22 protein-coding genes and 1 pseudogene are annotated in these 22,158 nt (G+C 61.9%); 14 read left to right on the top strand and 9 right to left on the bottom strand.

Features of this window, described 5'->3' with window-relative positions:
- Positions 1-246: 246 nt before the first annotated feature.
- Together ACH79_RS41255 and ACH79_RS41250 are read right to left on the bottom strand one after the other, a co-directional pair.
- Entirely contained in the window at positions 247-1,005 is a 759-nt protein-coding gene (locus ACH79_RS41255; protein WP_161855872.1) for an outer membrane protein, read from the bottom strand.
- Positions 1,006-1,306: 301 nt separating this feature from the next.
- Positions 1,307-1,543 carry a hypothetical protein gene (locus tag ACH79_RS41250; RefSeq protein WP_161855871.1) on the bottom strand — a complete coding sequence of 79 codons (237 nt, stop codon included), beginning with the start codon at positions 1,541-1,543 and terminating at the stop codon, positions 1,307-1,309.
- Between the two features lie 257 nt (positions 1,544-1,800).
- Between ACH79_RS41250 and ACH79_RS44685 the strand changes: the two genes are divergently transcribed.
- Complete coding sequence (locus tag ACH79_RS44685) at positions 1,801-2,076, top strand: hypothetical protein (protein ID WP_246738337.1); 276 nt, start codon at positions 1,801-1,803, stop codon at positions 2,074-2,076.
- Between the two features lie 63 nt (positions 2,077-2,139).
- Here the strand turns inward: ACH79_RS44685 and ACH79_RS41245 are convergent, their stop codons facing one another.
- The gene (locus tag ACH79_RS41245) at positions 2,140-2,985 is read right to left on the bottom strand and encodes a uroporphyrinogen-III synthase (protein WP_161855870.1); all 846 of its coding nucleotides are present in this window, start codon (positions 2,983-2,985) and stop codon (positions 2,140-2,142) included.
- 140 nt (positions 2,986-3,125) lie between these two features.
- On the opposite strand from ACH79_RS41245, the gene purU reads away from it, so the two are divergent.
- A complete protein-coding gene (gene purU, locus ACH79_RS41240) occupies positions 3,126-3,989 on the top strand; it encodes a formyltetrahydrofolate deformylase (protein ID WP_161855869.1) in 864 nt (287 codons plus the stop codon).
- A 91-nt stretch (positions 3,990-4,080) separates the two neighbouring features.
- On the opposite strand, the gene ACH79_RS41235 is transcribed toward purU, so the two are convergent.
- On the bottom strand, positions 4,081-4,356 hold the full coding sequence (locus ACH79_RS41235) for a hypothetical protein (protein WP_161855868.1): 276 nt from the start codon (positions 4,354-4,356) through the stop codon (positions 4,081-4,083).
- Between the two features lie 347 nt (positions 4,357-4,703).
- On the opposite strand from ACH79_RS41235, the gene ACH79_RS41230 reads away from it, so the two are divergent.
- The 6 genes from ACH79_RS41230 to ACH79_RS41205 all read left to right on the top strand — a co-directional run bounded on the left by ACH79_RS41230 (position 4,704) and on the right by ACH79_RS41205 (position 10,575).
- Entirely contained in the window at positions 4,704-5,876 is a 1,173-nt protein-coding gene (locus ACH79_RS41230; protein WP_161855867.1) for an ABC transporter substrate-binding protein, read from the top strand.
- A 179-nt stretch (positions 5,877-6,055) separates the two neighbouring features.
- Complete coding sequence (locus ACH79_RS41225) at positions 6,056-6,925, top strand: branched-chain amino acid ABC transporter permease (protein WP_057835590.1); 870 nt, start codon at positions 6,056-6,058, stop codon at positions 6,923-6,925.
- A gap of 7 nt (positions 6,926-6,932) precedes the next feature.
- Positions 6,933-7,964, top strand: a complete 1,032-nt coding sequence (locus ACH79_RS41220; RefSeq protein ID WP_161855866.1) for a branched-chain amino acid ABC transporter permease — start codon at positions 6,933-6,935, stop codon at positions 7,962-7,964.
- Positions 7,961-8,713 carry an ABC transporter ATP-binding protein gene (locus ACH79_RS41215; RefSeq protein ID WP_161855865.1) on the top strand — a complete coding sequence of 251 codons (753 nt, stop codon included), beginning with the start codon at positions 7,961-7,963 and terminating at the stop codon, positions 8,711-8,713. Before ACH79_RS41220 ends, ACH79_RS41215 begins: the two co-directional genes overlap by 4 nt.
- Positions 8,706-9,422, top strand: coding sequence for an ABC transporter ATP-binding protein (locus ACH79_RS41210; RefSeq protein WP_161855864.1), 717 nt, complete (start codon positions 8,706-8,708; stop codon positions 9,420-9,422). The genes ACH79_RS41215 and ACH79_RS41210 overlap by 8 nt, the downstream gene beginning before the upstream one ends.
- Positions 9,423-9,456: 34 nt before the next feature.
- Positions 9,457-10,575, top strand: a complete 1,119-nt coding sequence (locus ACH79_RS41205) for a cobalamin-independent methionine synthase II family protein (protein WP_161855863.1) — start codon at positions 9,457-9,459, stop codon at positions 10,573-10,575.
- 105 nt (positions 10,576-10,680) lie between these two features.
- On the opposite strand, the pseudogene ACH79_RS45395 reads toward ACH79_RS41205, so the two are convergent.
- The 3 genes and pseudogenes from ACH79_RS45395 to ACH79_RS44675 all read right to left on the bottom strand — a co-directional run.
- Positions 10,681-10,800 (bottom strand): annotated as a pseudogene (locus ACH79_RS45395) (caspase family protein); the annotation flags it as partial.
- Positions 10,779-11,066, bottom strand: a complete 288-nt coding sequence (locus ACH79_RS44680) for a tetratricopeptide repeat protein (protein ID WP_246738336.1) — start codon at positions 11,064-11,066, stop codon at positions 10,779-10,781. The pseudogene ACH79_RS45395 and the gene ACH79_RS44680, both read right to left, overlap by 22 nt.
- The gene (locus tag ACH79_RS44675) at positions 11,063-11,344 is read right to left on the bottom strand and encodes a hypothetical protein (RefSeq protein WP_246738335.1); all 282 of its coding nucleotides are present in this window, start codon (positions 11,342-11,344) and stop codon (positions 11,063-11,065) included. Before ACH79_RS44675 ends, ACH79_RS44680 begins: the two co-directional genes overlap by 4 nt.
- A 169-nt stretch (positions 11,345-11,513) precedes the next feature.
- Here ACH79_RS44675 and ACH79_RS41190 point away from each other — a divergent pair, with 169 nt between their 5' ends.
- From ACH79_RS41190 to ACH79_RS43490, 5 genes are all read left to right on the top strand, one after another.
- Positions 11,514-12,866: a hypothetical protein gene (locus ACH79_RS41190; RefSeq protein ID WP_161856828.1), complete on the top strand. Its 1,353-nt coding sequence runs from the start codon at positions 11,514-11,516 to the stop codon at positions 12,864-12,866.
- A gap of 60 nt (positions 12,867-12,926) precedes the next feature.
- Entirely contained in the window at positions 12,927-14,123 is a 1,197-nt protein-coding gene (gene metK, locus ACH79_RS41185) for a methionine adenosyltransferase (RefSeq protein WP_161855862.1), read from the top strand.
- Between the two features lie 126 nt (positions 14,124-14,249).
- Entirely contained in the window at positions 14,250-15,677 is a 1,428-nt protein-coding gene (ahcY, locus tag ACH79_RS41180) for an adenosylhomocysteinase (protein WP_161855861.1), read from the top strand.
- A gap of 222 nt (positions 15,678-15,899) precedes the next feature.
- Complete coding sequence (locus tag ACH79_RS41175; protein WP_161855860.1) at positions 15,900-17,366, top strand: NAD(P)/FAD-dependent oxidoreductase; 1,467 nt, start codon at positions 15,900-15,902, stop codon at positions 17,364-17,366.
- A gap of 157 nt (positions 17,367-17,523) precedes the next feature.
- Entirely contained in the window at positions 17,524-17,676 is a 153-nt protein-coding gene (locus ACH79_RS43490) for a hypothetical protein (RefSeq protein ID WP_202639137.1), read from the top strand.
- Between the two features lie 339 nt (positions 17,677-18,015).
- On the opposite strand, the gene ACH79_RS41170 is transcribed toward ACH79_RS43490, so the two are convergent.
- The gene (locus ACH79_RS41170; protein WP_161849892.1) at positions 18,016-18,975 is read right to left on the bottom strand and encodes an IS110 family transposase; all 960 of its coding nucleotides are present in this window, start codon (positions 18,973-18,975) and stop codon (positions 18,016-18,018) included.
- 702 nt (positions 18,976-19,677) lie between these two features.
- Here ACH79_RS41170 and ACH79_RS41165 point away from each other — a divergent pair.
- A complete protein-coding gene (locus ACH79_RS41165; RefSeq protein ID WP_161855859.1) occupies positions 19,678-20,886 on the top strand; it encodes an EVE domain-containing protein in 1,209 nt (402 codons plus the stop codon).
- Here ACH79_RS41165 and ACH79_RS41160 read toward each other — a convergent pair.
- Positions 20,883-21,935: a competence protein CoiA gene (locus ACH79_RS41160; RefSeq protein WP_161855858.1), complete on the bottom strand. Its 1,053-nt coding sequence runs from the start codon at positions 21,933-21,935 to the stop codon at positions 20,883-20,885. The two genes, ACH79_RS41165 and ACH79_RS41160, sit on opposite strands and share 4 nt — an antisense overlap.
- Between the last annotated feature and the right edge of the window lie 223 nt (positions 21,936-22,158).

Here is a 22,158-nt window from a genome sequence, read left to right as displayed (position 1 = left end):
GGCCCCCCATTGTCATTCATGGTTGGGTTTCGTCGTGCTGCCCTTGATCCAGATCAAGTCGGCTCGTTACGCGCGCAGGTGACCTGGCTTGCCATCAGGCGCGGAACGCTGTGCAAGGCAAGCTTCGGTCATCCGGGAGGTGACAGCACCCCTGTCATGGTTTGATGCCCGCCGGCCGATCGTTGCAGATGACAATCAGCCCCGAGCAGTGCCGGGGCTGATGTTTACGTCAGGACCGGCGACCAATCAGTAACGGGCCGCGACCGGCGCAGCATAACCGCCGAAGCGGTAGTTGATGCGCAAGGTGACCATATCCACGTCTTGGGTGATCCGGCTGTTGGCAAAGGAGGCGGCAAACACAGGGAGGCCCGTGAACGAATTATTAGCATCGCCCATGAACAGGTGGTCGTATTCAAGACCGATCGACCAGTTCGGTGCAAAGCCGTACTCAAATCCGACACCCACGACGCCGCCCCAGCGGGTCGCGCTGGCCGAGGCCAGGTCAACAAAGAATAGGTCATCGCGGATGGTAAAGCGGTTGCTCGTCACCGCCGCACCGCCCTTTATGTAGAGCAGCGCTGCATTCCAGGCGTAGCCAATCTGGCCGGTAAAGAGGCCGATGCCATCGGTTGTGGTGCGAAGCGAGAGCGTAGGATCGAACAGGCTGACGCGCGAGTGGCTGAGATCCGCCCAATCGCCCTGGGCTTCCACGCCAAACACCCACTGATTGGCTTGCCAGCGATAACCGATCTGGCCGCCGGCGAGGCCGCCGGACCGCGAGCTGCAGCCCTCATCGAAGGTGCCCAACACGACCACATTAACTAAATCCCAACAATTGCGGCTCTGACCCCAACCGCCATTGGCGCCGATATAGAAGCCGCTCCAATTGTAGATTACCGGCAGCGGAGCGGGCGGCGGTGCCTTGACGGCCATGTCCGCGGCTGATGCGGGAGTCCCCAGGCAGAGTGCCAATAAACCCGCAGTACTAAGTAGCAGTTTCCTCATGATACGTTTCTCCAATATTTTCCGTCTATATGTTCGAACACGCATCCGTCGCCCGTCTGCGCGTCCTAGTCCCCCAACTTCCGATTCGAACGCTATGCGCGGGTCTGCAGAACCGCCGTGCCAAAATGGCAACACTCAAGGGAATTGGTGCCTGGGCGATTTCTTTTTCTGGTGTTGACGGGTACGGGCTTCGGCTTGGGCTAGGGCGCCCCACATCGGTGCCGATCCGCCTGAGCGGCTTTGGCTGATGCAACACTGGATAAGACCGAGTCAGACCGCCCGCGCATGGGGAAGCGGCGGCCTACTCCTCCTGCTCGTCGGCCAACCAGGCTGCAATGTCGTGCGAGGACACAAGCTGCCGTGGAACGTGAGGATTGATTGTGCCGGCAAAGACAATCAATCCCTCATGCAGCCTGGCACGGGCGAAGTCCTTGGCTTCCGCTTCCGTCTCGAAGGTCGTGGTGAGGCGAGGGCTTCGCCGTTTCGGGAGCACGCCGCGCTTATGCACTTCATAGGTCACATACCAGGTAGGCCGCATCTTCCACCCATGCACGTCGTCAACCGCGCCTGAGTGAGAGATCAGGCGTGGTTGGTGTCAGACGCCAGGAGCGGGCAACCCAAAATCACGAACCCCGATTGCCGGCAGCGCCACGATGCGTCTGATCTCGCCTGATGGGGACTTTCCGCCGCTGCGGCGGCGTTGATCTACGTCAAGCTCTGAGCCGCCTGCGCAGCAAGTGTAGCCCAGGAGCGGGGCGCGCGGACACGAGAACTCAACTCGGGAGGAAAAACCCAATGAAATTAGCTCGTCCAAAATTTATCCTGCTTGTGGCAGCCACGCTGGGCTGCGGCATCTTCGGAACGATCGAGTGGTCGCGGGACAACGGTCTTGCGTTATCCGTTCAAAGCGCTGAGGCCAGAGTAGGACGACCGGCAACGCCAATGAGCGTCGCGGGTGTCGCCCGTCGTACGACAAGACGCGCGGTCGTTGGCGGTGCGGCCGTCGGTGCGGCGGCAGCAGGCACAGCCTGTGTGCGCGTGCTTGTGAACGGCAGATACGTATGTCGCTGATGCGTATCTTGCTGGTGGTCCAGGGCCGCTGGAATTGCCGACGTATGACGCTGCCGGTGCGTGTCAGCCTCGCGCTGCCGCGCGCGGCGGGTTCTTGCCGAGCGCCGCGGCCATCGCCGAGATCAGCGGCCGCATGAAGAAGGCATCCTCGGCCGGATAGATGTCGGTGCGCAGGCCGTGAGACTTGAGTTCATCCGATACCGCCGGTCCGACGGAAGCGATCGGGGTGCGATCGAGCCCATCGCGTAACCGGTCCTCGCAACCTTTTGCCCGTGCGACTTCCATCAGGCGGCGGATCTGGCCGAGATTGGTCAGCGCGATCGCATCGACGCGGCCTTCCGCCATCTCGTCGATCGCCGCGATGATGTTGGCATCCGCGGCCTGCGCATCATAGGCATAGGGTAGCACGGTATCGACTTCAGCTCCTTGCGCCTTGATCTCGCCGATCAGGACGCTGTGATCCTTATCGGGGTAGAGCTGCAGGCCGAGGCGGTGGCCGCGGAGATCAAGCCGCGACAGCATCTCGGCGACGCCTTCGGAGGTCGGCTTCTCCGTCGTCATCTCCGGCTCCAGCCCGATTTCGCGCAGCGCCTTGCCCGGCTTGGGCCCGCGGGCGAATTTGCGCGCCTTGCCGAGCGAGGCGACGAACGCCTGTTCGGCATCGATGCGCCGCACGACCTTCATCAGCCGGCGCAGGCCTTCGCCGGTCATCAGCACCAAATCGTCGAGTGGCTTTTCGATGGCCCGCCTGATCCAGGCCTCGACCGGCGCCGGGTCCGGCGCGTCGTGGATGGTGAACATCGGACATTGCAGCACGTCGGCGCCCTGCTCGGTGAGCAGGCGGGAAAACTGCGCCTCCTCGCGCGTTTCCAGGATCAGGATGCGGTAGCCGTTCAATCTGTCAGCCATGATCTCGCTCCAACGCAGATACTGCGTGCTTTGTTCATCCTTCCTCCGGTTTCCGGATTGGCGCAAGCGCGTCTGTGGTGATAGAGCAGGGCGCAAATCCGAAATTTCACCTTTCTGCCTGAATTGTAATCAACTCCGCCATGCCCGATCATCAATTCGTCCTGACCCTGTCGTGCCCGGATCGCCCCGGAATCGTGTCCGCGGTGTCGACCTTTCTCGCCCATAACGGGCAGAACATCCTGGACGCCCAGCAGTTCGACGACGTCGAGACCGGGAAATTCTTCATGCGGGTGGTGTTCACCGCCGCCGACCTAGCCGTCGAACTGCAGGCGCTGCAGACCGGCTTTGCCGCGATCGCCGAGCGCTTCGGCATGGACTGGCAGATGCGCGACCGCGCCAACCGCCGCCGGGTGATGCTGCTGGTCTCCAAATCGGACCATTGCCTGGTCGATATTCTCTATCGCTGGCGCACCGGCGAGCTTGAGATGATCCCGACCGCGATCGTTTCCAACCATCCGCGCGAGACCTACGGCTCGCTCGATTTCGGCGACATTCCGTTCCACTACATGCCGGTGACAAAGGAAACCAAGCGCGAGCAGGAAGAGGCGGTGTGGAAATTCGTGCAGGACACAAATACCGATCTCGTCGTGCTGGCGCGCTACATGCAAATCCTGTCGGACGAGATGTCAGCCAGACTATCGGGGCGCTGCATCAACATCCACCACTCATTCCTGCCGGGCTTCAAGGGCGCGCGGCCCTATCACCAGGCCCATGAGCGCGGCGTCAAGCTGATCGGCGCCACCGCGCATTACGTCACGCGCGACCTCGACGAAGGCCCGATCATCGACCAGGACGTCGAGCGCATCAGCCACCGCGACACACCCGAAGATCTCTCGCGCAAGGGCCGCGACATTGAACGCCGCGTGCTGGCGCGCGCCATGCGCCATCACCTGGAGGATCGCGTGATCCTCAACGGCCGCAAGACCGTCGTGTTCATGGATTGACGTAGCGTTTTCGAGCGAAGTGGGTACCGGTTCGCGTCAAGAAAACGCATCAAAAAAGGAATCTAGAGCCTGATCACTGATCGGGCTCTAATTAGCGCGCCGCATCCTGCGCGGCCACAGGCTTTTCTTCCTTGTCGCGTTCGGAAGCCGGCAGCAGGCGCTTCCGCTCGCGCTCGCGCATGTACTCGTCGTACTTTGCGGTGCCCGGGCGCGGCGGCGCATCCGCCGGCAGTCCGCCGATCGCGGCCGGAATGGCGTCGCTGACGCCGGCGGCGAGTTTCTCGTTGATGGTCCCGCAGCCGCTCAGGCCGCAGCCCGTGAGGGCAACGGCTGCGATCGTGGCAATATGGCGCGCGCTGGTCGGCATCGGCAGTAGATTACGCCTTTGGCGGTTAAGGGTGATGGATTTAGGGCGCTCCATCCAAGGAACTTTGCCGCCACGCATATTTGTTGACAGCACCATTTCATTTGTACAATCGTACAAATGGGTCGCCCTTTCCCGACGGCCCTGATGTTTCGATAGTATTTAGATACCCAATAGATGGGCGCAAGCGACGCGCGTCGTCGCGGGGCACGCCCATCGTCCGATTGACAACGTGATGCCCGGGGACGCCATGTTGCCGCGCTACCCGGCGGAAAAATCTGGGTTATGGTGAGATCAAGGGCCGGGGACTCGGTTCGAGGACAAAAGGCCGATCAGGGGGAGGGATGCTCATGTCTATTCGCAGTCAACTATTGCTGGCCGCAGGCTCGGTCGCCGCGATGCTGGCGCTTGCGCCGGCGCAGGCACAGGAGACCGTCAAGATCGGCCTGATCCTGCCGATGACCGGCGGCCAGGCGTCGACCGGCAAACAGATCGACAACGCGGTCAAGCTCTACATGCAGCAGAACGGCGATACCGTCGCCGGCAAGAAGATCGAGGTCATCCTCAAGGACGACGCGGCAGTTCCCGACAACACCAAGCGCCTGGCGCAGGAATTGATCGTCAACGACAAAGTCAATTTCATTGCTGGCTTCGGCGTGACGCCGGCGGCACTCGCGGCGGCGCCGCTGGCAACGCAGGCCAAGATCCCGGAAATCGTGATGGCGGCGGGCACCTCGATCATCACCGAGCGTTCGCCCTACATCGTGCGCACCTCGTTCACGCTGGCGCAGTCGTCCACCATCATCGGCGACTGGGCCGCGAAGAACGGCATCAAGAAGGTCGCAACGCTGACCTCCGACTATGCGCCGGGCAATGATGCCTTGAACTTCTTCAAGCAGAACTTCACCGCCGGGGGCGGCGAGATCGTGGAAGAGGTGAAGGTACCGCTGCAGAACCCTGATTTTGCTCCGTTCTTGCAACGCATGAAGGACTCCAAGCCCGACGCCGTATTCGTGTTCGTGCCGGCAGGACAGGGCGGCAACTTCATGAAGCAATATGCCGAGCGCGGGCTCGACAAGTCCGGCATCAAGGTGATCGGCCCCGGCGACGTGATGGACGACGATTTGCTCAACGGCATGGGCGACGCGGCGCTCGGCACGGTGACCGCGCATCTTTACTCCGCGGCGCATCCCTCGGCTGCCAATAAGGAATTCGTCGCCGCCTACAAGAAGGCGTTCGGCCAGCGCCCCGGCTTCATGGCGGTCGGCGGCTATGACGGCATCCGCCTGATCTATGAGGCGCTGAAGAAGACCGGCGGCAAGACCGACGGCGATGCGCTGATCGAAGCGATGAAGGGCGCAAAGTGGGAGAGCCCGCGCGGCCCGATCTCGATCGATCCGGAAACCCGCGACATCGTCCAGAACATCTACATCCGCAAGGTCGAGAAGGTCGACGGCGAACTCTATAACGTCGAATTCGCAACCTTCGAGGCCGTGAAGGATTCCGGCAAGACGAAGAAGTGACGGCGAAACCGTCATCCCGGGGCGCATGCACTGCACCCTCCACGTCATGCCCGGGCTTGTCCCGGGCATCCACGACTTTCTTCCGCGGCAAGTCGCAAGGAAGACGTGGATGGCCGGGACAAGCCCGGCCATGACGCCATAGTTTCAGTTTCGCTTCAGACCTTGGCCAAGCTTTTTATATGACCACGCTGTTCACCATCCTGTTCGACGGTGTCGCCTACGGCATGCTGCTGTTCGTGCTGGCCTGCGGGCTGGCGGTGACGCTCGGCCTGATGAACTTTGTGAATCTCGCCCATGGCGCCTTCGCCATGGCGGGCGGCTATATCTGCGCGGTGCTGGTCAACAACCAGGGCTGGCCGTTCTTTTCGGCGCTGCCGCTGGCGTTTGTTTCGGCCGCGGCGATCGGCGTGGCGCTGGAGCGCACGCTTTACCGCCATCTCTACACCCGCAGCCATCTCGACCAGGTGCTGTTCACGATCGGGCTGACCTTCATGTCGGTCGCGGCGGTCGACTACATCATGGGATCGTCGCGGATCTTCATCAAGCTGCCGGCGGCGCTCGAAGGGCAGTTCGACTTTTTCGGTGTCGGCATCGGCCGCTACCGGCTGATGATCATCGTGATCTGCGGCCTGCTCACGGTTGCCCTGCAATTGATCCTGGCGAAAACCCGCTTTGGCAGCCGCCTGCGCGCGGCGGTCGACGATCCCCGCGCGGCAAGCGGCCTTGGCATCAACGTTCCGCAGGTCTTCGCCTTCACCTTTGCCTTCGGCTGCGGTCTTGCAGGGCTGGGCGGCGCGCTGAGCGCCGAGATTCTCGGGCTCGATCCGTATTTCCCGCTGAAGTTCATGATCTACTTTTTGATCGTAGTCACCGTCGGCGGATCCTCCAGCATCACCGGGCCATTTCTCGCTTCGCTGTTGCTCGGCATCGGCGACGTCGCCGGTAAATATTACGTGCCGAAGATGGGGCCGTTCGTCATCTACACCATCATGATCGTGATCCTGATCTGGCGCCCGAACGGTCTGTTCGGCCGCGCCGCCGCGCGATGAGCCCGCGATGACCGCAGTTTCCGACGTCTCTTCCCATGCCATCGCCCGTGCCCGCTGGCGGCCGGCCGAGATCGTATTCTGGGTCCTGGCGCTGTCCTGCGCGTTCCTGTTCCCATCGCGCTATCTGATCATGACCGACATCTTGAGACTGGCGCTGTTCACGCTGTCGCTCGATCTGATCCTCGGTTACGCGGGCATCGTTTCGCTGGGGCATGCGGCCTTCTTCGGCGTTGGCGCCTATTCCGCCGGGCTGTTGGCGCTGCACGGGATCATCAACGAGCCTGTCATCGCGCTGGTGGTGGCAGGGCTGGTCGCCATGGTGCTTGGCTTCCTCACCAGCTTTCTCGTCATCCGCGGCGTCGATCTGACCCGGCTGATGGTGACGCTCGGCATCGCGCTGCTGCTTGAGGCGCTGGCGGAACGCTTTTCCAACATCACCGGCGGCACCGACGGGCTGCAGGGCATCGAGATGCAGCCGATCCTCGGCATGTTTGCGTTCGATATGTTCGGAAAGACCGGCTTCTTCTATTCGCTGATCGTGCTGTTCCTGCTGTTTCTGCTGGCGCGGCGGATCGTGAATTCGCCGTTCGGCCTGTCGCTGCGCGCCATCAAGAACAATCCGTTGCGGGCGTCCGCGATCGGCGTGCCTGTCAACCGCCGCCTGATCGCGATCTATACGGTCGCGGCGTTCTACGCCGGCATCGCCGGGGCGTTGTTCACACAGACCACGGCGCTGGCCTCGCTCGATGTGTTCGCCTTTGAGCGCTCGGCCGATCTGATGCTGGTGCTCGTGATCGGCGGTACCGGATATCTCTACGGCGGGCTGATCGGTGCTGTTGTCTTCAAGATGCTGCAGGAACTGTTTCAGACCATCACGCCACAATACTGGCTGTTCTGGATCGGGCTCGTGCTGGTGGTGATGGTGCTGATCGGCCGCGAGCGCATCCATCGCTGGGTGCTTTGGGGGCCGAATCTCGTCATTCGTCAGGTGTTCGGACGCAAGGCCGTCGTCGCCGTTCCCGAAAGCGATGCGCCATGACCATCGTGCTGGAAACCAGAGGGCTGGAAAAATCCTTCGGCGGCCTGCGGGTCACCCGTGATCTGTCGTTGAAAGTGGAGCAGGGCGCCCGCCATGCCCTGATCGGGCCGAACGGCGCCGGCAAGACCACCGTCATCAACCTGCTGACCGGCGTGCTCAAGCCCAATGCCGGACAAATCCTGCTCGAGGGCAATGACATCACCAACCTTGCGGTTCACAAGCGGGTGCTGCGCGGGCTGTCGCGCACCTTCCAGATCAACCAGCTCTATGCCGACCTGACCCCGCTCGAAACGATCGGACTCGCTGTCTCCGAACGGCTCGGCCGCGGCGGCGACTGGTGGCGGCGGATGGGCACGCGCAACGACGTCAACCGGGAGGTCGCCGAAACGCTCGGGCGCTTTCATCTGCTCGACGTGATGAACGAGCCCACGTCGACACTGCCTTACGGCAAGCAGCGCCTGCTCGAGATCGCGGTCGCGATCGCGACCAGGCCCCGCGTGTTGCTGCTCGACGAGCCTGCCGCCGGCGTGCCCGAGAGCGAGCGCCATGACATTCTGGCCGCCGTTGCGGCGCTGCCACGTGACGTCACGGTGCTGCTGATCGAGCATGACATGGACCTCGTATTCTCGTTCGCCGACCGCATCTCGGTGCTGGTCAACGGCGCCATGCTGGTGGAGGGTCCGCCGGACGAGGTGGCGCGGGATCCGCAAGTGAAGGCGGTCTATCTCGGCGAGGCTGCCGATGTCTGATCTTCTCGCCATCGATGCCTTGCGCGCCGGCTACGGCGAAGCGGTGGTGCTGCCTTCGATGTCGCTGACGCTCGGCGAAGGCCAGGTATTGGCACTCTTGGGACGCAACGGCACCGGCAAGACCACGCTGATCAATTCGATCGTCGGCATCACCCGCCGTTTCGGCGGCGCGATTGCGCTCGGCGGGCTGGACATCACGGCGATGCGCCCGGACCAGCGGGCGCGGGCCGGGATCGGCTGGGTGCCGCAGGAGCGCAACATCTTCCGTTCGCTGACGGTCGAGGAAAACATGACCGCGGTGGCCCAGCCCGGTCCGTGGACTGTCGAAAAGGTCTACGAGATGTTTCCGCGGCTGAAGGAACGCCGCAGCAATTTCGGCAACCAGCTATCCGGAGGCGAGCAGCAGATGCTGGCGATCGGCCGCGCGCTGACCCTCAATCCAAAAGTGCTGTTGCTGGACGAGCCGACCGAGGGGCTGGCGCCGATCATCGTTGAGGAATTGTTAAAGGCGCTCGGCACCATCACCCGTGCTGGCGGCATCTGCTCGATCATCGTCGAGCAGAACGCGCAAAAGATTCTGGGGCTGGCCGATCGGGTTGTGATATTGGAACGTGGCGCAATCGTGCATGATGCGGCAAGCCACGCGTTGAAGGCCGATCCCGCGGTGCTCGAACGCTATCTCGGCGTTGCCGGCGCCGCCGCGCACTAGATTGCCGCGCACAAGATTGATGGGAGTTGAGACCATGCAGAGAACCAAGCCCCCGTTCCGCGCCGACGAGGTCGGCAGTCTGTTGCGGCCGCCGCGCATCAAGGAAGCGCGCGCCAAGCTGGAGAAGGGCGAGATCACGGCCGAGGATCTACGCAAGGCCGAAGACCTCGAGATCGAGAAGGTCGTACACCGGCAGGCCTCGATCGGCCTGAAGCTCGCGACCGACGGCGAATTCCGCCGCTCCTGGTGGCATTTCGATTTTCTCGCCAAGCTCACCGGCTGCGAGCTCTTCCATCCCGAAACCGGCATTCAGTTCGCAGGCGTCGAGACCCGCCATGACGCCGTCCGCGTCATCGGCAAGCTCGATTTTCCCGACAACCATCCGATGCTGGATCACTTCCGCTTCCTGAAGAAGCATGCCGACACGGCCCACGTCACGCCGAAGATGACGATCCCGTCGCCGGCCGTGTTGCATTTCCGTGGCGGCCGCAAGTCGATCTCGAAGGAGGTCTACCCTGACCTCGAGGAATTCTTCCTCGATCTCGGCAAGACCTACCGCAAGGCGGTGAAGGCGTTCTACGACGCCGGCTGCCGCTACCTGCAATTCGACGACACCGTTTGGGCCTATCTGTGCTCGCAGGATGAGCTGCAGAAGGCGCGCGATCGCGGCGACAATCCCGACGGCCTGCAGGAAATCTACGCGCGCGTCATCAACTACGCGCTGGCCGATCGGCCGGCCGACATGGTGGTGACCACGCATGTCTGCCGAGGCAATTTCCGCTCGACCTGGATTTCCTCCGGCGGCTACGAGCCGGTGGCCGAGACCATGCTCGCCGGCACCAACTACGACGGCTACTTCCTCGAATATGATTCCGATCGCGCCGGCGGATTCGAGCCGCTGCGGTACTTGCCGAAGGGCAACAAGGTCGTGGTGGTCGGCGTTATTACGTCGAAGTTCGGCGAGCTCGAGAAGAAGGACGACATCAAGCGCCGCCTCGACGAGGCTGCCAAGTTCGCCCCGCTCGAGCAACTCGCGGTCTCGCCGCAATGCGGCTTTGCTTCCACCGAAGAGGGCAACATCCTGTCCGAGGAGGAGCAGTGGGCGAAGCTGAGCCTCGCGGTGGAAGTGGCGAACGAGGTGTGGGGAAAGTAACTCAGGCTGTCATTCCGGGGCGTCGCGAAGCGACGAACCCAAAATCTCGAGATCCCGGGTTCGATGCTGCGCATCGCCCCGGGATGACGGCGTGAAGTCACACCCTCACTTCTCCGCCAGATAGACCTCGCCCAATAGCGACGAGTTCGACCACGGCACCTGCTTGCCCTTGGTCGCGGCAACGACTTCGGCGCGGACGCGTGTCAGCATCTGCTGCACTTCCAGGCGGCCGCCATGTGCATGAACACGCGGCTGGAGATTCCCTTCTTGTCCGAGCCGAACAGTTCGATCGCATTGGCGAAGTCGACCAGCGCCCGCTGGTGGTCGCCCGCACCTTCGAGGGCTATGCCGCGCAGATAGTGCGCCTCGCGATTGGACGGCGCGCGACGGATGAATTCGTCGGCGACTTCGACCGCTTTCGGATAGTCGGTCAGCCGCAGATAGATGTCGATCGATCGATGCAGGGCAGTGACCGGCGCGCCGCAGTTCATGACGAATTTGTAGACCCATTGGCCGCCTCTCGCCGGTAGCCGGCCTTGTCCAGCGCCAGCGCGAGATCGCCGATGCTTTTCTGGTCGCATGGCTCGCGCTTGAGCTCTTCGAGCCGAAGCCAGACGTTGGGATCGCGCGCGGCCCTGACCGGCAGTGCGCCGAGCCGCTCGTAGACCGTGGAAAAGACCTGGTCGGGATTTTCGTCCTGATAACCCGCAATTGCCGGGGCCTGTGCTGCAAACAGCAGCAAGGCGGCCGCGCAATATCGCCTAAGCATTCTCGCCCCAAAGTATCATTTCATCGTCTTGTAGATTGGCAAGTGCGGCAGGTTCCAATGACGCTGCTCCGGTTTTCGGGCATAGACGCGTTGGGCAGATGGTGGTAGGACATATGAATCACCTAACGCTGCCCACCGGCGCTTCCCAATGCTTCAGCTCCCTGGCCCGATGAAAAACGACCAGATCCTCAGCCAGATCACCGAGTTCTGCCGTCAGTCCGACATGGCGGAGACGACGTTCGGCCGGCGGGTGGTCAATGACGGCAAGCTGGTGCATCGGCTGCGCGAGGGCAAACGCATCACCATCGACACGCTGGATCGCATCCAGGCCTATATCGCGGCGTCCACCGGCGCGCTGCCGCCGCCGCGCGGCCTCGACGTGCCGCCGGAGAAGCGCGATCCCAGAGGCAATTTCCGCTTTTTTGAAAACCGGCAGAAATACCTGCTGTTCGTCCATACTTGCAGCGAAAAGCGGGTGATTGCCGAGCGGGTGGCGCTGGAGCTCTCCAGCCTGCACCCGCGGCCGCCGGCGCTTCGGGTATTTGACGCCGGCGTTGGCGACGGCACCGTGCTGGCGCGAGTGATGCGCTCGATGCACGGCCGCTTTCCCCATATGCCGTTCTATATCGCCGGCAAGGAGCTCAGCCTGGAGGATGTCCGCCTGACGCTCGACAAGGTGCCCGACCGGCTGTTCGAGCACCCGGCGACGGTCGTGGTCCTGACCAACATGCATTACGCCGAGGCGCCCTGGCTGACGCCGGCTTCGCCCACGGCCGCAGCGGGTATGCTCTGGCACGAGGTCGCTCTGCGGGGGGCCTCTTCGGGGGAATTCGAGACTCAGATCGCCGAACTGGGGCCGTTTCTGGAGCAGAACTGGCGGGCCAATATCAGCCCCAAATCGGGCATGCCGATCTATGAACGGCCGGTAGCGCTGGTCGTGTACCGGGAGGACCACCGGTTCCTGCTTGATTCGATCATCCCCCGGGCGGGCCGGACCGAGGCCAATTTCGACCTCGTGATCGCGTCCCAGCCGTACCGGGCCAAATCCTCTGTGAATTTCCGCGCCAAGCGGATCATTGCGCCGCTGGCCCGCTCGCTTCGGGCAGGGGGCCGTTTGATCGGAATTCACTCCCACGGCCACGATCCGGGCCTGGAAATCATCCAGTCGGTGTGGCCGGGAGAAAATCCTTTCGCCGTGAGCCGTCATGAGCTATTGCGCGCGGTGAAATACGAGCTGGGATCGGCCGGGCGCGACCTTAACTTTAATGCCTACGCCGATAACCGTTCCATCTTCCGTTATGATATGGAAGCGCTGCCCAACGAGGTAACCGGTTCGATCGGAACCTCGACGGCCTTTGCAGCGTGGAATGCGGCGGTGTATGTCGCCCAAATTGAAGACGACCGGTTGACGGAAATGACTGAAAACAGCCGAACCCTCGATGCCACGCGAGAGGTTCTGCGCAAGCATAATGGGCTTTGGTTTTACGACGAATCCTATGTCATCTCGCGTCGTCGCGACTGACACTTCAGGAACACATTCACGAACAACCGTCGGAGTACGGCGAAAAGAGGGGTTTGCTTGATGCGCGCGTCTTACCTGTTCACCAGCGAGTCGGTCTCGGAGGGGCATCCCGACAAGGTCTGCGACCGTATTTCGGATGAGATCGTCGATCTGTTCTACCGGGAAGGGCCGAAGGCGGGCATCGATCCGTGGCAGATCCGCGCGGCCTGCGAGACGCTCGCCACCACCAACAAGGTGGTGATCGCCGGTGAAACCCGCGGTCCGGCGTCGGTCACCAACGATCAGATCGAAAGCGTGGTGCGCGGGGCGATCAAGGACATTGGCTACGAGCAGGAAGGCTTCCATTGGGAGAAGGCCGACATCGAGATCCTGTTGCATCCGCAGTCGGCCGACATCGCGCAGGGCGTCGATGCGCTGCAGCCGGGCGAGAAGAAGGAAGAGGGTGCCGGCGACCAGGGCATCATGTTCGGTTACGCCACCAACGAGACGCCGGATCTGATGCCGGCGCCGATCTTCTATGCCCACAAGATCCTGCGGCTGATTTCCGAAGCGCGTCATTCCGGCCGCGAGAAGGTGCTCGGTCCGGACTCCAAGAGCCAGGTCACCGTGCAGTACGAAAACGGGAAACCAGTCGGCGTGCGCGAGATCGTTGTCTCGCACCAGCATCTGGTCGAGGACCTCTCCTCCAATCAGATTCGTGACATCGTGGAGCCCTATGTCCGCGAAGCGCTGCCCAAGGAATGGATCAACGGCAAGACCATCTGGCACATCAATCCGACCGGCAAGTTCTACATCGGCGGTCCCGACGGTGATTCCGGCCTCACCGGCCGCAAGATCATCGTCGACACCTATGGCGGCGCGGCGCCGCATGGCGGCGGTGCGTTCTCCGGCAAGGATCCGACCAAGGTCGATCGTTCGGCCGCCTATGCCGCGCGCTACGTCGCCAAGAACATCGTCGCGGCCGGTCTCGCCGACCGCTGCACGCTGCAGCTTGCTTACGCGATCGGCGTGGCGCGGCCGCTGTCGATCTATATCGACACCCACGGCACCGGAAAGGTGCCGGAGGACGTGCTTGAGAAGGCTGCTGCGAAGGCGATGGATCTGACGCCGCGCGGCATCCGCACCCATCTCGATCTCAACCGGCCGATCTACGCGCGTACCTCGGCCTACGGTCATTTCGGCCGCACGCCCGACAATGAAGGCGGCTTCTCCTGGGAGAAGACCGATCTCGTCGAACCGCTCAAGCGCGCGGTCTGACTTTTGCGTCATTCCGGGGCGCTCGCGACCGCGAGCGAACCCGGAATCCTTATCCTTCATTTCGAGATTCCAGCTTCGCCTCTTTTGGGCGACCCGGAATGACGAGTTCAACAACAGGACGCTCTCATGAACGCCCCCACCAAGCCCGCCTTCACCGACTACATCGTCAAGGACATTTCGCTCGCCGATTTCGGCCGCAAGGAAATCTCGCTGGCCGAGACCGAAATGCCGGGCCTGATGGCGACGCGCGAGGAATACGGTCCGAAGCAGCCGCTGAAGGGTGCCCGCATCGCCGGCTCCCTGCATATGACGATCCAGACTGCGGTCTTGATCGAAACGCTGGCAGCCCTCGGCGCCGACATCCGCTGGGTGTCGTGCAACATCTATTCGACGCAGGACCATGCGGCCGCTGCGATTGCCGCCGCCGGCATTCCGGTGTTTGCGGTGAAGGGCGAGACGCTCGCCGAATACTGGGACTACACCGCCAAGCTGTTCGACTGGCACGGCGGCGGCACGCCCAACATGATCCTCGATGACGGCGGCGACGCCACCATGCTGGTGCATGCCGGCTACCGCGCCGAGCAGGGCGACACGGCATTCCTCGACAAGCCGACGTCCGAGGAAGAGGAAATCTTCTATGCGCTGGTCAAGCGCCTGCTGAAGGAGAAGCCGAAGGGCTACTTCGCGGAGATCGCCAAGAACATCAAGGGCGTCTCGGAAGAGACCACGACGGGTGTGCACCGCCTCTACGACATGGCGAACAAGGGCACGCTGCTGTTCCCCGCGATCAACGTCAACGACAGCGTCACCAAATCGAAATTCGACAACCTCTATGGCTGTCGCGAGTCGCTGGTCGACGGCATCCGCCGCGGTACCGACGTCATGATGTCCGGCAAGACCGCGATGGTCGCGGGCTTCGGCGACGTCGGCAAGGGCTCGGCCGCCTCGCTGCGCCAGGCCGGCTGCCGCGTCATGGTCTCCGAAGTCGATCCGATCTGCGCGCTGCAGGCGGCGATGGAAGGCTATGAAGTCGTCACCATGGAAGACGCGGCGCCCCGCGCCGACATCTTCGTCACCGCGACCGGCAACAAGGATATCATCACCATCGACCACATGCGCGCGATGAAGGATCGCGCCATCGTCTGCAACATTGGCCACTTCGACAACGAGATCCAGATCGCCGGCTTGCGTAACCTGAAGTGGACCAACATCAAGCCGCAGGTCGACGAGATCGAATTCCCCGACAAGCACCGCATCATTCTGCTCTCGGAAGGCCGCCTGGTGAATCTCGGCAACGCCATGGGCCATCCGTCCTTCGTGATGTCGGCCTCGTTCACCAACCAGACGCTGGCGCAGATCGAACTCTGGGCCAACAACAAGGACGGCAAGTACGAGAAGAAGGTCTACGTGCTGCCGAAGACGCTGGACGAGAAGGTCGCCCGGCTGCATCTCGCCAAGATCGGCGTCAAGCTGACCGAGCTGCGCAAAGACCAGGCCGACTATATCGGCGTCAAGCCGGAAGGCCCGTTCAAGTCGGATCACTACCGCTACTGATTTCAGGCAGGACGTCCCGGTGTAGGCGCCGTCCTGACGTGAACGCCAAAGCACCAGCAAGCCCCGGAGCGATCCGGGGCTTTTTGCTTGCCTGCGGCACAACCTGCGACGGTTGAAATTCAACAGCAAATTTCGATACAGCCTGTATCGCTGCGGTAAGCTCACAATGCGAGTTGCAATTTCTGCCTGCTGACCATTACATCTGAGAGCAGGGAGAACGCCATGACCGATACGGCAGAACATTTCGACGTCCTCATCGTCGGCGCGGGCCTGTCCGGCATCGGTGCGGGCTATCATTTGCAGGAGAAGTGTCCCGGCAAGAGCTACGTCATTCTCGAGGGACGCGATTGCATCGGCGGCACCTGGGATCTGTTTCGCTATCCCGGCATCCGCTCCGACTCCGACATGTACACGCTCGGCTATTCGTTCCGTCCCTGGACCGAGCCGAAGGCGATCGCCGACGGACCGCGCATTTTGAACTATGTGCGCGAGACCGCTTCCGACAACGGCATCGACAAGAAGATCTGTTTCCATCATCGCGTCAAACGTGCGTCGTGGTCGTCGCCGGATTCGCGCTGGACTGTGGAAGCGGAACGCACGATGGGCGAGGGGACGACCGAAACCGTGCGCTTCACCTGCAATTTCCTGTTCATGTGCTCGGGCTATTACAAATACGAGGAAGGCTACACGCCGGAGTTTTCGGGCACTGCGGATTTCGAAGGCCGGATCGTGCATCCGCAGAAGTGGCCTGAGGATTTGGACTATGCCGGCAAGCGCGTGGTGGTGATCGGCTCGGGCGCCACTGCGGTGACGCTGGTGCCGGAGATGGCGAAGACCGCCTCGCACGTCACCATGCTGCAGCGCTCGCCGACTTATGTGGTGGCGCGGCCGGCGGAGGACGCGCTCGCCAACAAGCTGCGCAAAAATCTCTCCGCCAAGCTCGCCTATCACATGATCCGCTGGCGCAACGTGCTGTTCGGCATGTATTTCTTTCAGCTCTGCCGGCGCAAGCCGGACCGCGCCAAGCAATTGATCCTCGGCGGCGTCAAGATGGCGCTGGGTCCGGAATACGATGTCGGCAAGCACTTTACGCCGCGCTACAATCCGTGGGAGCAGCGGCTGTGCCTGGTGCCGGACGGTGACCTGTTCAAGTCGATCCGCGACAAGCGCGCTTCCGTCGTCACCAGCGAGATCGACAGCTTCACGAAGAGCGGCATCAAGCTGAAGGACGGCGGCGAACTCGAGGCCGACATCATCGTCACCGCGACCGGGCTGGTCCTGCAGGTGCTCGGCGGCCTTGAAGTCAGCGTCGACGGCCGCACGGTCGATTTCGCGCGAACGCTGAACTACAAGGGCATGATGTATTCGGACATTCCGAACCTGGCCTCGGCGTTCGGCTACACCAATGCGTCGTGGACGCTGAAATGTGATCTGACCTGCGAGTATGTCTGCCGTCTCATCAACTACATGGACCGCAACGGCTACAAGCAGTGCATGCCGCACAATGTCGATCCCGATGTCACTGAAATGCCGTCGCTCGATTTCTCCTCCGGCTATGTGCAGCGCTCGATCGCCAAACTGCCCAAGCAGGGTTCCAAGCGGCCGTGGCGGCTGTACCAGAACTACGCGCTCGACATCGTTACCCTGCGCTACGGCAAGGTCGACGACGGGGTAATGCAGTATTCGTGAAGTCGCGCCTGGCGGCTGCGTCCGGACGCGGCATGCGTTATTTCGCGTATACGTAGCTGAATGCGAATCGTCCAAAGTGTCCTCACGGTTAACGCCGGATTAACCGGCGTGCCGATACGCTGCGTGTCTTGCGGCACCTGACAGCACGAGGAAGCCCATGGACGCCCAGCGAATTGCCGTCGATGCCCTGGTGGCGCTGACCGATTGCGACCGCGAGGCGGCGGTTGCCTTCATCCGCAAATTCTATCTGGCCGGTGTCCGCGACCCGAAGCGGCTGACTTTCAAGGGCCTGCAGGCGTTGCGGGGTTAGGCGCGGTCGGCTCGTGACCTCTCCGCCGTCATTGCGAGCGGAGCGAAGCAATCCATCTTTCCGCGCATGAGGTGACAATGGATTGCTTCGCTGCGCTCGCAATAACGTGGATATAGCTTCGCGATCTCGCGACATGTTTTGCCCGAGGTTTGCATCTTCGTTTGCCCCCTCCTTGAAATCAGAGCAACTGTGCTGGAAGTAGCCCGGTGATCGGCCGGCCTCAAGGCTGGCGCTGGCGCGCCCCCGCCTACGGCGGCTGCGGCCTTGACCCCGCCCGTTCACCGGTCTGTCGGCTTTGCAAGCGCTCGGTCGCGGAACCGATCGCGGTGGGCGCGCTCGTCAGCTCAACGCGTAACGGCTGGGATCCCATTTCTGCCGTCGTGCGATCATGGTGTTGAGGATGATGATCAGCTTGCGCATGCCGGCGATGATGGCAATCTTCGGCTCTTTTCCTTTGGCAATCAGGCGCTGATAGTAGGCCTTCAGCACGGGATTGTTCAGCGTGGCTGCGCCAACACAGGGCATGTAGATGGCGTTACGGACCCAGCGGCGGCCTCCCTTGATGTGGCGCTCGCCGCGGCGCTTTCCGCTGTCGTCGTCATAGGGGGCGACCCCGATCAAGGCCGCGGCGATCTTGTTGCTCACCTGACCAAGCTCCGGCATTCCTGCAAGGAGGTTTGCCGAACTCGTCTCGGCGAACCCCGGCACACTCTCGATGATCTCGGCGCGTTCCGCAAAATCCGGCATGGACTTGATTTTGGCGCAGATGGCGGCCTCGAGCTTGGCAATCTCGCAGGCCAGGTTCTTCAAGATGCGGGCATGCGCCTTCTGCACCAATCCCGGCGCGGCATGCTCGCTTTGGCTGACCAAGCGCATCCTAAAATCAATCAGGCTTAAGCGCGCCTTTACGAGTGCCTGCAGCTCCTCTTGTGCCGCATCGTGTTTCTGGCCCGGCGCATCGCTGAATGTCTCGGCGAACCAGGCAATCATCTCGGCATCGATCGTATCGTTCTTGGCCAGCCGTCCGGCTGATAGCGCGAAGCTGCGGACCCGTTTGGGGTCGACGATCCGAACTTCGATGCCGGCGTCGCGCAGCACCTTGGCCCAGGCACGCTCATAGCCGCCACTCGCCTCCATCACCGCCTTGTTCGCCTGGTGCTTGCGAAGCCAGGCGACCAGCTTACGGTGCCCCTGGGTCGTGCTCGGGAGGGTTTGCCGTAATCCCAACGCACGAATGCACGCATCCACCTTGTCCTTGGCGACATCGATACCCACGACAACATGAGCATTTTGTGCCATCATCCACTCCCTTCCTTGCTCGGTTCGGGCTCGAAGCCCTTGCAACTGTTCGGGTTGAGGAAGACACCGGAGCTGTCCCTCGCTCTGACACAGGCTCGGTCGCCTTTGGGCGCAACGGGCTCAGTTCCAGCAACGGGCGGTTGGTGCGCAACCGCCCGTTCGCACATTCTGACAGATTTCCTGGACACAAGGGCGCAGGGAAGACCGGGTGCTTGCTGCACCCGAGGTCTCGTGTGCCGTTGCGCATAAGGAAAAACGCACACGAGCATACAGGTACAGCGGGGGCATCCCGGCCTTCCCTGCGCAATGGCTTTACGGCTTATAACGAGCTCTCCCCGGAGAACGGCTTTTTTGCCTCCGTCGCCCCTGAGAAGCTTTGCTTCTTAAGGACTTAACGCCAGCACCGCGACGCCAGGACCACACGACTTGATGTCTAGGGACTTTTTCGGCCTGTTGAGAACGGCGGAAGAGCCCGAAAATAAAGGCATATTTCGATTTCTGCCGGACGAACGAAAGGCCCGCCGGAAGCCGCCGGGCCCCGATAGGCCCTATTTCTCCGGGCGCGGCCTGATCGGCGTTCCCGTAGCCCTGCTAAACAGGGGCTCTACGGCCTTCCTGCGGTCTCTGACGCTTGCCGCGCGCCCCTTGTTGCCGTCGTGGTAATGCTGGCTCGGTTCTATCTCCGAGCTTATGAGGGCTGTTGTGCAGACGTGGATATTTCAGGGCAATCCCGACCAGTTCGACATCGACGCTTATCTCGCCACCTCGCCGGCGCAACTGCCTTGGCTGGTCACTCGCTATGCACAGCAGGTCGAAGTGGGTGATCGGGTGTTCATTTGGAGAACTCAGGGAAGCGCGAAGAAGGACGCAGGCATTGTTGCGGAAGCCACGGTTGTGGCTCCAGCCATGCCGAGGCCGGAGAGCGCTGATGCCATGCCGTTCTGGCGAGGCAATGCCGAGGCGGCGGCGCAGGTGCAGCCTCGCGCACTTCTTCGGCTCAACCGGATTGCCGGCGGGAAAGAAGTCCTCCGGCGCGAATGGCTCGCTCAAGACCCCGTTCTAAACGACCTGCCAAACCTTAAGATGGCGGCGGGCACCAATTATCCTGTGACGCCACAGCATGCTGCCCGCCTCTACGCTCTATGGAGCCGCACTGGGCAGGATTGGTCGCGAGACGAGAGCGTTGCTGGGCTCTGGGCTTACGCGAAGACACTCGGCGTTCCTGTATCTCGCTTGCCCGGCTCGCCAGTTGTAGTCGTCTCCCAGTTGATAGGGAGGGCAATCCCTGGCGTCTATAACAAGGTCATGAACTTTCGGTCTATCGATCCGAGGGATGCCCGGGCTGGCCTCGCCGGATCGGGAGTTACCGATCAGCGGGTCTGGAATGAGTTTTTTGATCCCGTCGCGAACCAGCTTCGTGAGGCTGACCTTGAGCAAGAATTCAACCGGCTATGGATGTCCACCGCCGGAAATGCTGAGCCGGCCCTGGATGCAGATGCGGCGCAGGAACGTGCCGAGGCTGCGGCCCGCAGGTTGGAAGACTATGACCTGGATGACCTTCTCGCAAGATATCATGCCAACCTTGCCGTCCGGCCAGCGCGTCCGCGCGCTTCCTCAGCCACAACTCGCGTGTACGAGCGTGACCAACTGGTCATTGCCATCGCGCGTAAGCGCGCTGGACATCGTTGTGAGGTGCCAGGTTGCGCTCACCCGCAGTTTATGGCGGCTGACGGCATGCCCTACTGTGAAGTGCACCACGTGATCCCACTTGCCGAAGGCGGGGAAGACCGCATCGAGAACGCGGCGTGCCTGTGCCCCTCCCACCATCGGGAGGTTCACCATGGCAACCAACGCAGCGTCATCGAAGCTCAACTAAAGGAGTTGCGAGCCGCCCACGCGCGAGGAGCCTAATCGCCCCTGTTGCTGTCATCCAAACCGACAACACGCCAACTGTAGTCGGCGAAATAGTACGGTTTGCTTTCGATTGCTCTCAACCAGTCCTTGGTTATCGTGATTTGGAATTCCGCCAAAGTGGCTTCTTCATCACGCCATGCTGGGTGTTCGAAGTACTTGCCGATCAATGCGTCGCACTCATAGCAGCCATTGCTCATATAGCTCCGTTTTTGCGATGCGCTGTATCTCGGTTTGATGACGCCGATGTTAGCCGCCTTCGGAATGCGCTCCTTGCACGATGCCAACAGGTCCGGAAAGTCGGTTAGGTCGGCGACCGCAAGCAGAAAGCGATAGGGGTCTACGAATATCTCGATAAACGTGACAATCCGCGTGAATACCCCACATTTCCAGCAAGGGAGCACGCCAGATTGGATGCGAACGTGGGCTTTCGCTCCGAGCGAAACTCCGTACTGAAAGCGTTTTGCGAACACGGCGTCGAAGAACTCGTCCATCGGCATCTCTTGCCTGCCCAGATGAGCCTTAAATCCAGTGGCAAGGTCACCGCTGATGCAAGCGGCGGGAAAATCCTTTGAAACGGGAAAGCCCGACCGCCGAAACAGCCACAGACACCGCACGCCGGACTGGCGGTAGCGCTCTTGGCGGTACAGACTTTCCTCATTTGTTTGAGGCGACCATTGGATTTCAATCGCGACCTTGGCTTCGCCTTTGTACGCCAGCACATCAGCCGTCCATGCTTCTCCAGATGGTGACGAGCCGCTTGCCTCGGTCGAGCATTTCCATCCTGCTCTCCGTGCGGCCTGTGCTGCTAGCGTCTTAAGAGCTAAATGTGCTTCTGTCTCTGGGGCACTCAAGCATGGCCCGCGCGATTTATGGGCGAAGAACTTCAGCCCCCGGGCAGATGTTTTCATGATCACGCAGGCATCACAGCACGGCATCCGCAGTTGCCGTGACTGGCGGTTCTCTAGCTGCAAAGCTAACCACTCGGCTTCGGGCAGATCGAAAGATTGGATGGATCGGCCATCTGGCCCGAGGCAGCGCAGGGGCATTTTGTCGAGCTTTCGGACACCTGATGCGAGGTTAGCGCACCCATGACGATGGCGCGATGCCAAAGGTCAGAACCCGCTAAATAATCCCAAGCCGTGATGCGCTGGGCATAGCCCGGGAGCTGTAGGACCGTCCTGCCGCCTTCGACGCTGCCAGACTGCCCGTCGCTTGCCGCGCCCGGCGGCCGCCACTTGTGGATATCGGGAAACAACCGGCAAACGCGGC

Source organism: Bradyrhizobium sp. CCBAU 051011 (assembly GCF_009930815.1).
GTDB lineage: Bacteria > Pseudomonadota > Alphaproteobacteria > Rhizobiales > Xanthobacteraceae > Bradyrhizobium.
The sequence above is the reverse complement of the archived record's forward strand: the minus strand, read 5'-3'. Positions and strand labels throughout refer to the sequence as shown.

Excerpts from the sequence above, each read along its gene's own strand:
- ACH79_RS41255 (WP_161855872.1), bottom strand. The coding sequence starts at position 1,005 with ATGAGGAAACTGCTACTTAGTACTGCGGGTTTATTGGCACTCTGCCTG.
- ACH79_RS41250 (WP_161855871.1), bottom strand. The coding sequence starts at position 1,543 with ATGCGGCCTACCTGGTATGTGACCTATGAAGTGCATAAGCGCGGCGTG.
- ACH79_RS44685 (WP_246738337.1), top strand. The coding sequence starts at position 1,801 with ATGAAATTAGCTCGTCCAAAATTTATCCTGCTTGTGGCAGCCACGCTG.
- ACH79_RS41245 (WP_161855870.1), bottom strand. The coding sequence starts at position 2,985 with ATGGCTGACAGATTGAACGGCTACCGCATCCTGATCCTGGAAACGCGC.
- purU (WP_161855869.1), top strand. The coding sequence starts at position 3,126 with ATGCCCGATCATCAATTCGTCCTGACCCTGTCGTGCCCGGATCGCCCC.
- ACH79_RS41235 (WP_161855868.1), bottom strand. The coding sequence starts at position 4,356 with ATGCCGACCAGCGCGCGCCATATTGCCACGATCGCAGCCGTTGCCCTC.
- ACH79_RS41230 (WP_161855867.1), top strand. The coding sequence starts at position 4,704 with ATGTCTATTCGCAGTCAACTATTGCTGGCCGCAGGCTCGGTCGCCGCG.
- ACH79_RS41225 (WP_057835590.1), top strand. The coding sequence starts at position 6,056 with ATGACCACGCTGTTCACCATCCTGTTCGACGGTGTCGCCTACGGCATG.
- ACH79_RS41220 (WP_161855866.1), top strand. The coding sequence starts at position 6,933 with ATGACCGCAGTTTCCGACGTCTCTTCCCATGCCATCGCCCGTGCCCGC.
- ACH79_RS41215 (WP_161855865.1), top strand. The coding sequence starts at position 7,961 with ATGACCATCGTGCTGGAAACCAGAGGGCTGGAAAAATCCTTCGGCGGC.
- ACH79_RS41210 (WP_161855864.1), top strand. The coding sequence starts at position 8,706 with ATGTCTGATCTTCTCGCCATCGATGCCTTGCGCGCCGGCTACGGCGAA.
- ACH79_RS41205 (WP_161855863.1), top strand. The coding sequence starts at position 9,457 with ATGCAGAGAACCAAGCCCCCGTTCCGCGCCGACGAGGTCGGCAGTCTG.
- ACH79_RS44680 (WP_246738336.1), bottom strand. The coding sequence starts at position 11,066 with ATGAACTGCGGCGCGCCGGTCACTGCCCTGCATCGATCGATCGACATC.
- ACH79_RS44675 (WP_246738335.1), bottom strand. The coding sequence starts at position 11,344 with ATGCTTAGGCGATATTGCGCGGCCGCCTTGCTGCTGTTTGCAGCACAG.
- ACH79_RS41190 (WP_161856828.1), top strand. The coding sequence starts at position 11,514 with ATGAAAAACGACCAGATCCTCAGCCAGATCACCGAGTTCTGCCGTCAG.
- metK (WP_161855862.1), top strand. The coding sequence starts at position 12,927 with ATGCGCGCGTCTTACCTGTTCACCAGCGAGTCGGTCTCGGAGGGGCAT.
- ahcY (WP_161855861.1), top strand. The coding sequence starts at position 14,250 with ATGAACGCCCCCACCAAGCCCGCCTTCACCGACTACATCGTCAAGGAC.
- ACH79_RS41175 (WP_161855860.1), top strand. The coding sequence starts at position 15,900 with ATGACCGATACGGCAGAACATTTCGACGTCCTCATCGTCGGCGCGGGC.
- ACH79_RS43490 (WP_202639137.1), top strand. The coding sequence starts at position 17,524 with ATGGACGCCCAGCGAATTGCCGTCGATGCCCTGGTGGCGCTGACCGAT.
- ACH79_RS41170 (WP_161849892.1), bottom strand. The coding sequence starts at position 18,975 with ATGGCACAAAATGCTCATGTTGTCGTGGGTATCGATGTCGCCAAGGAC.
- ACH79_RS41160 (WP_161855858.1), bottom strand. The coding sequence starts at position 21,935 with ATGCCCCTGCGCTGCCTCGGGCCAGATGGCCGATCCATCCAATCTTTC.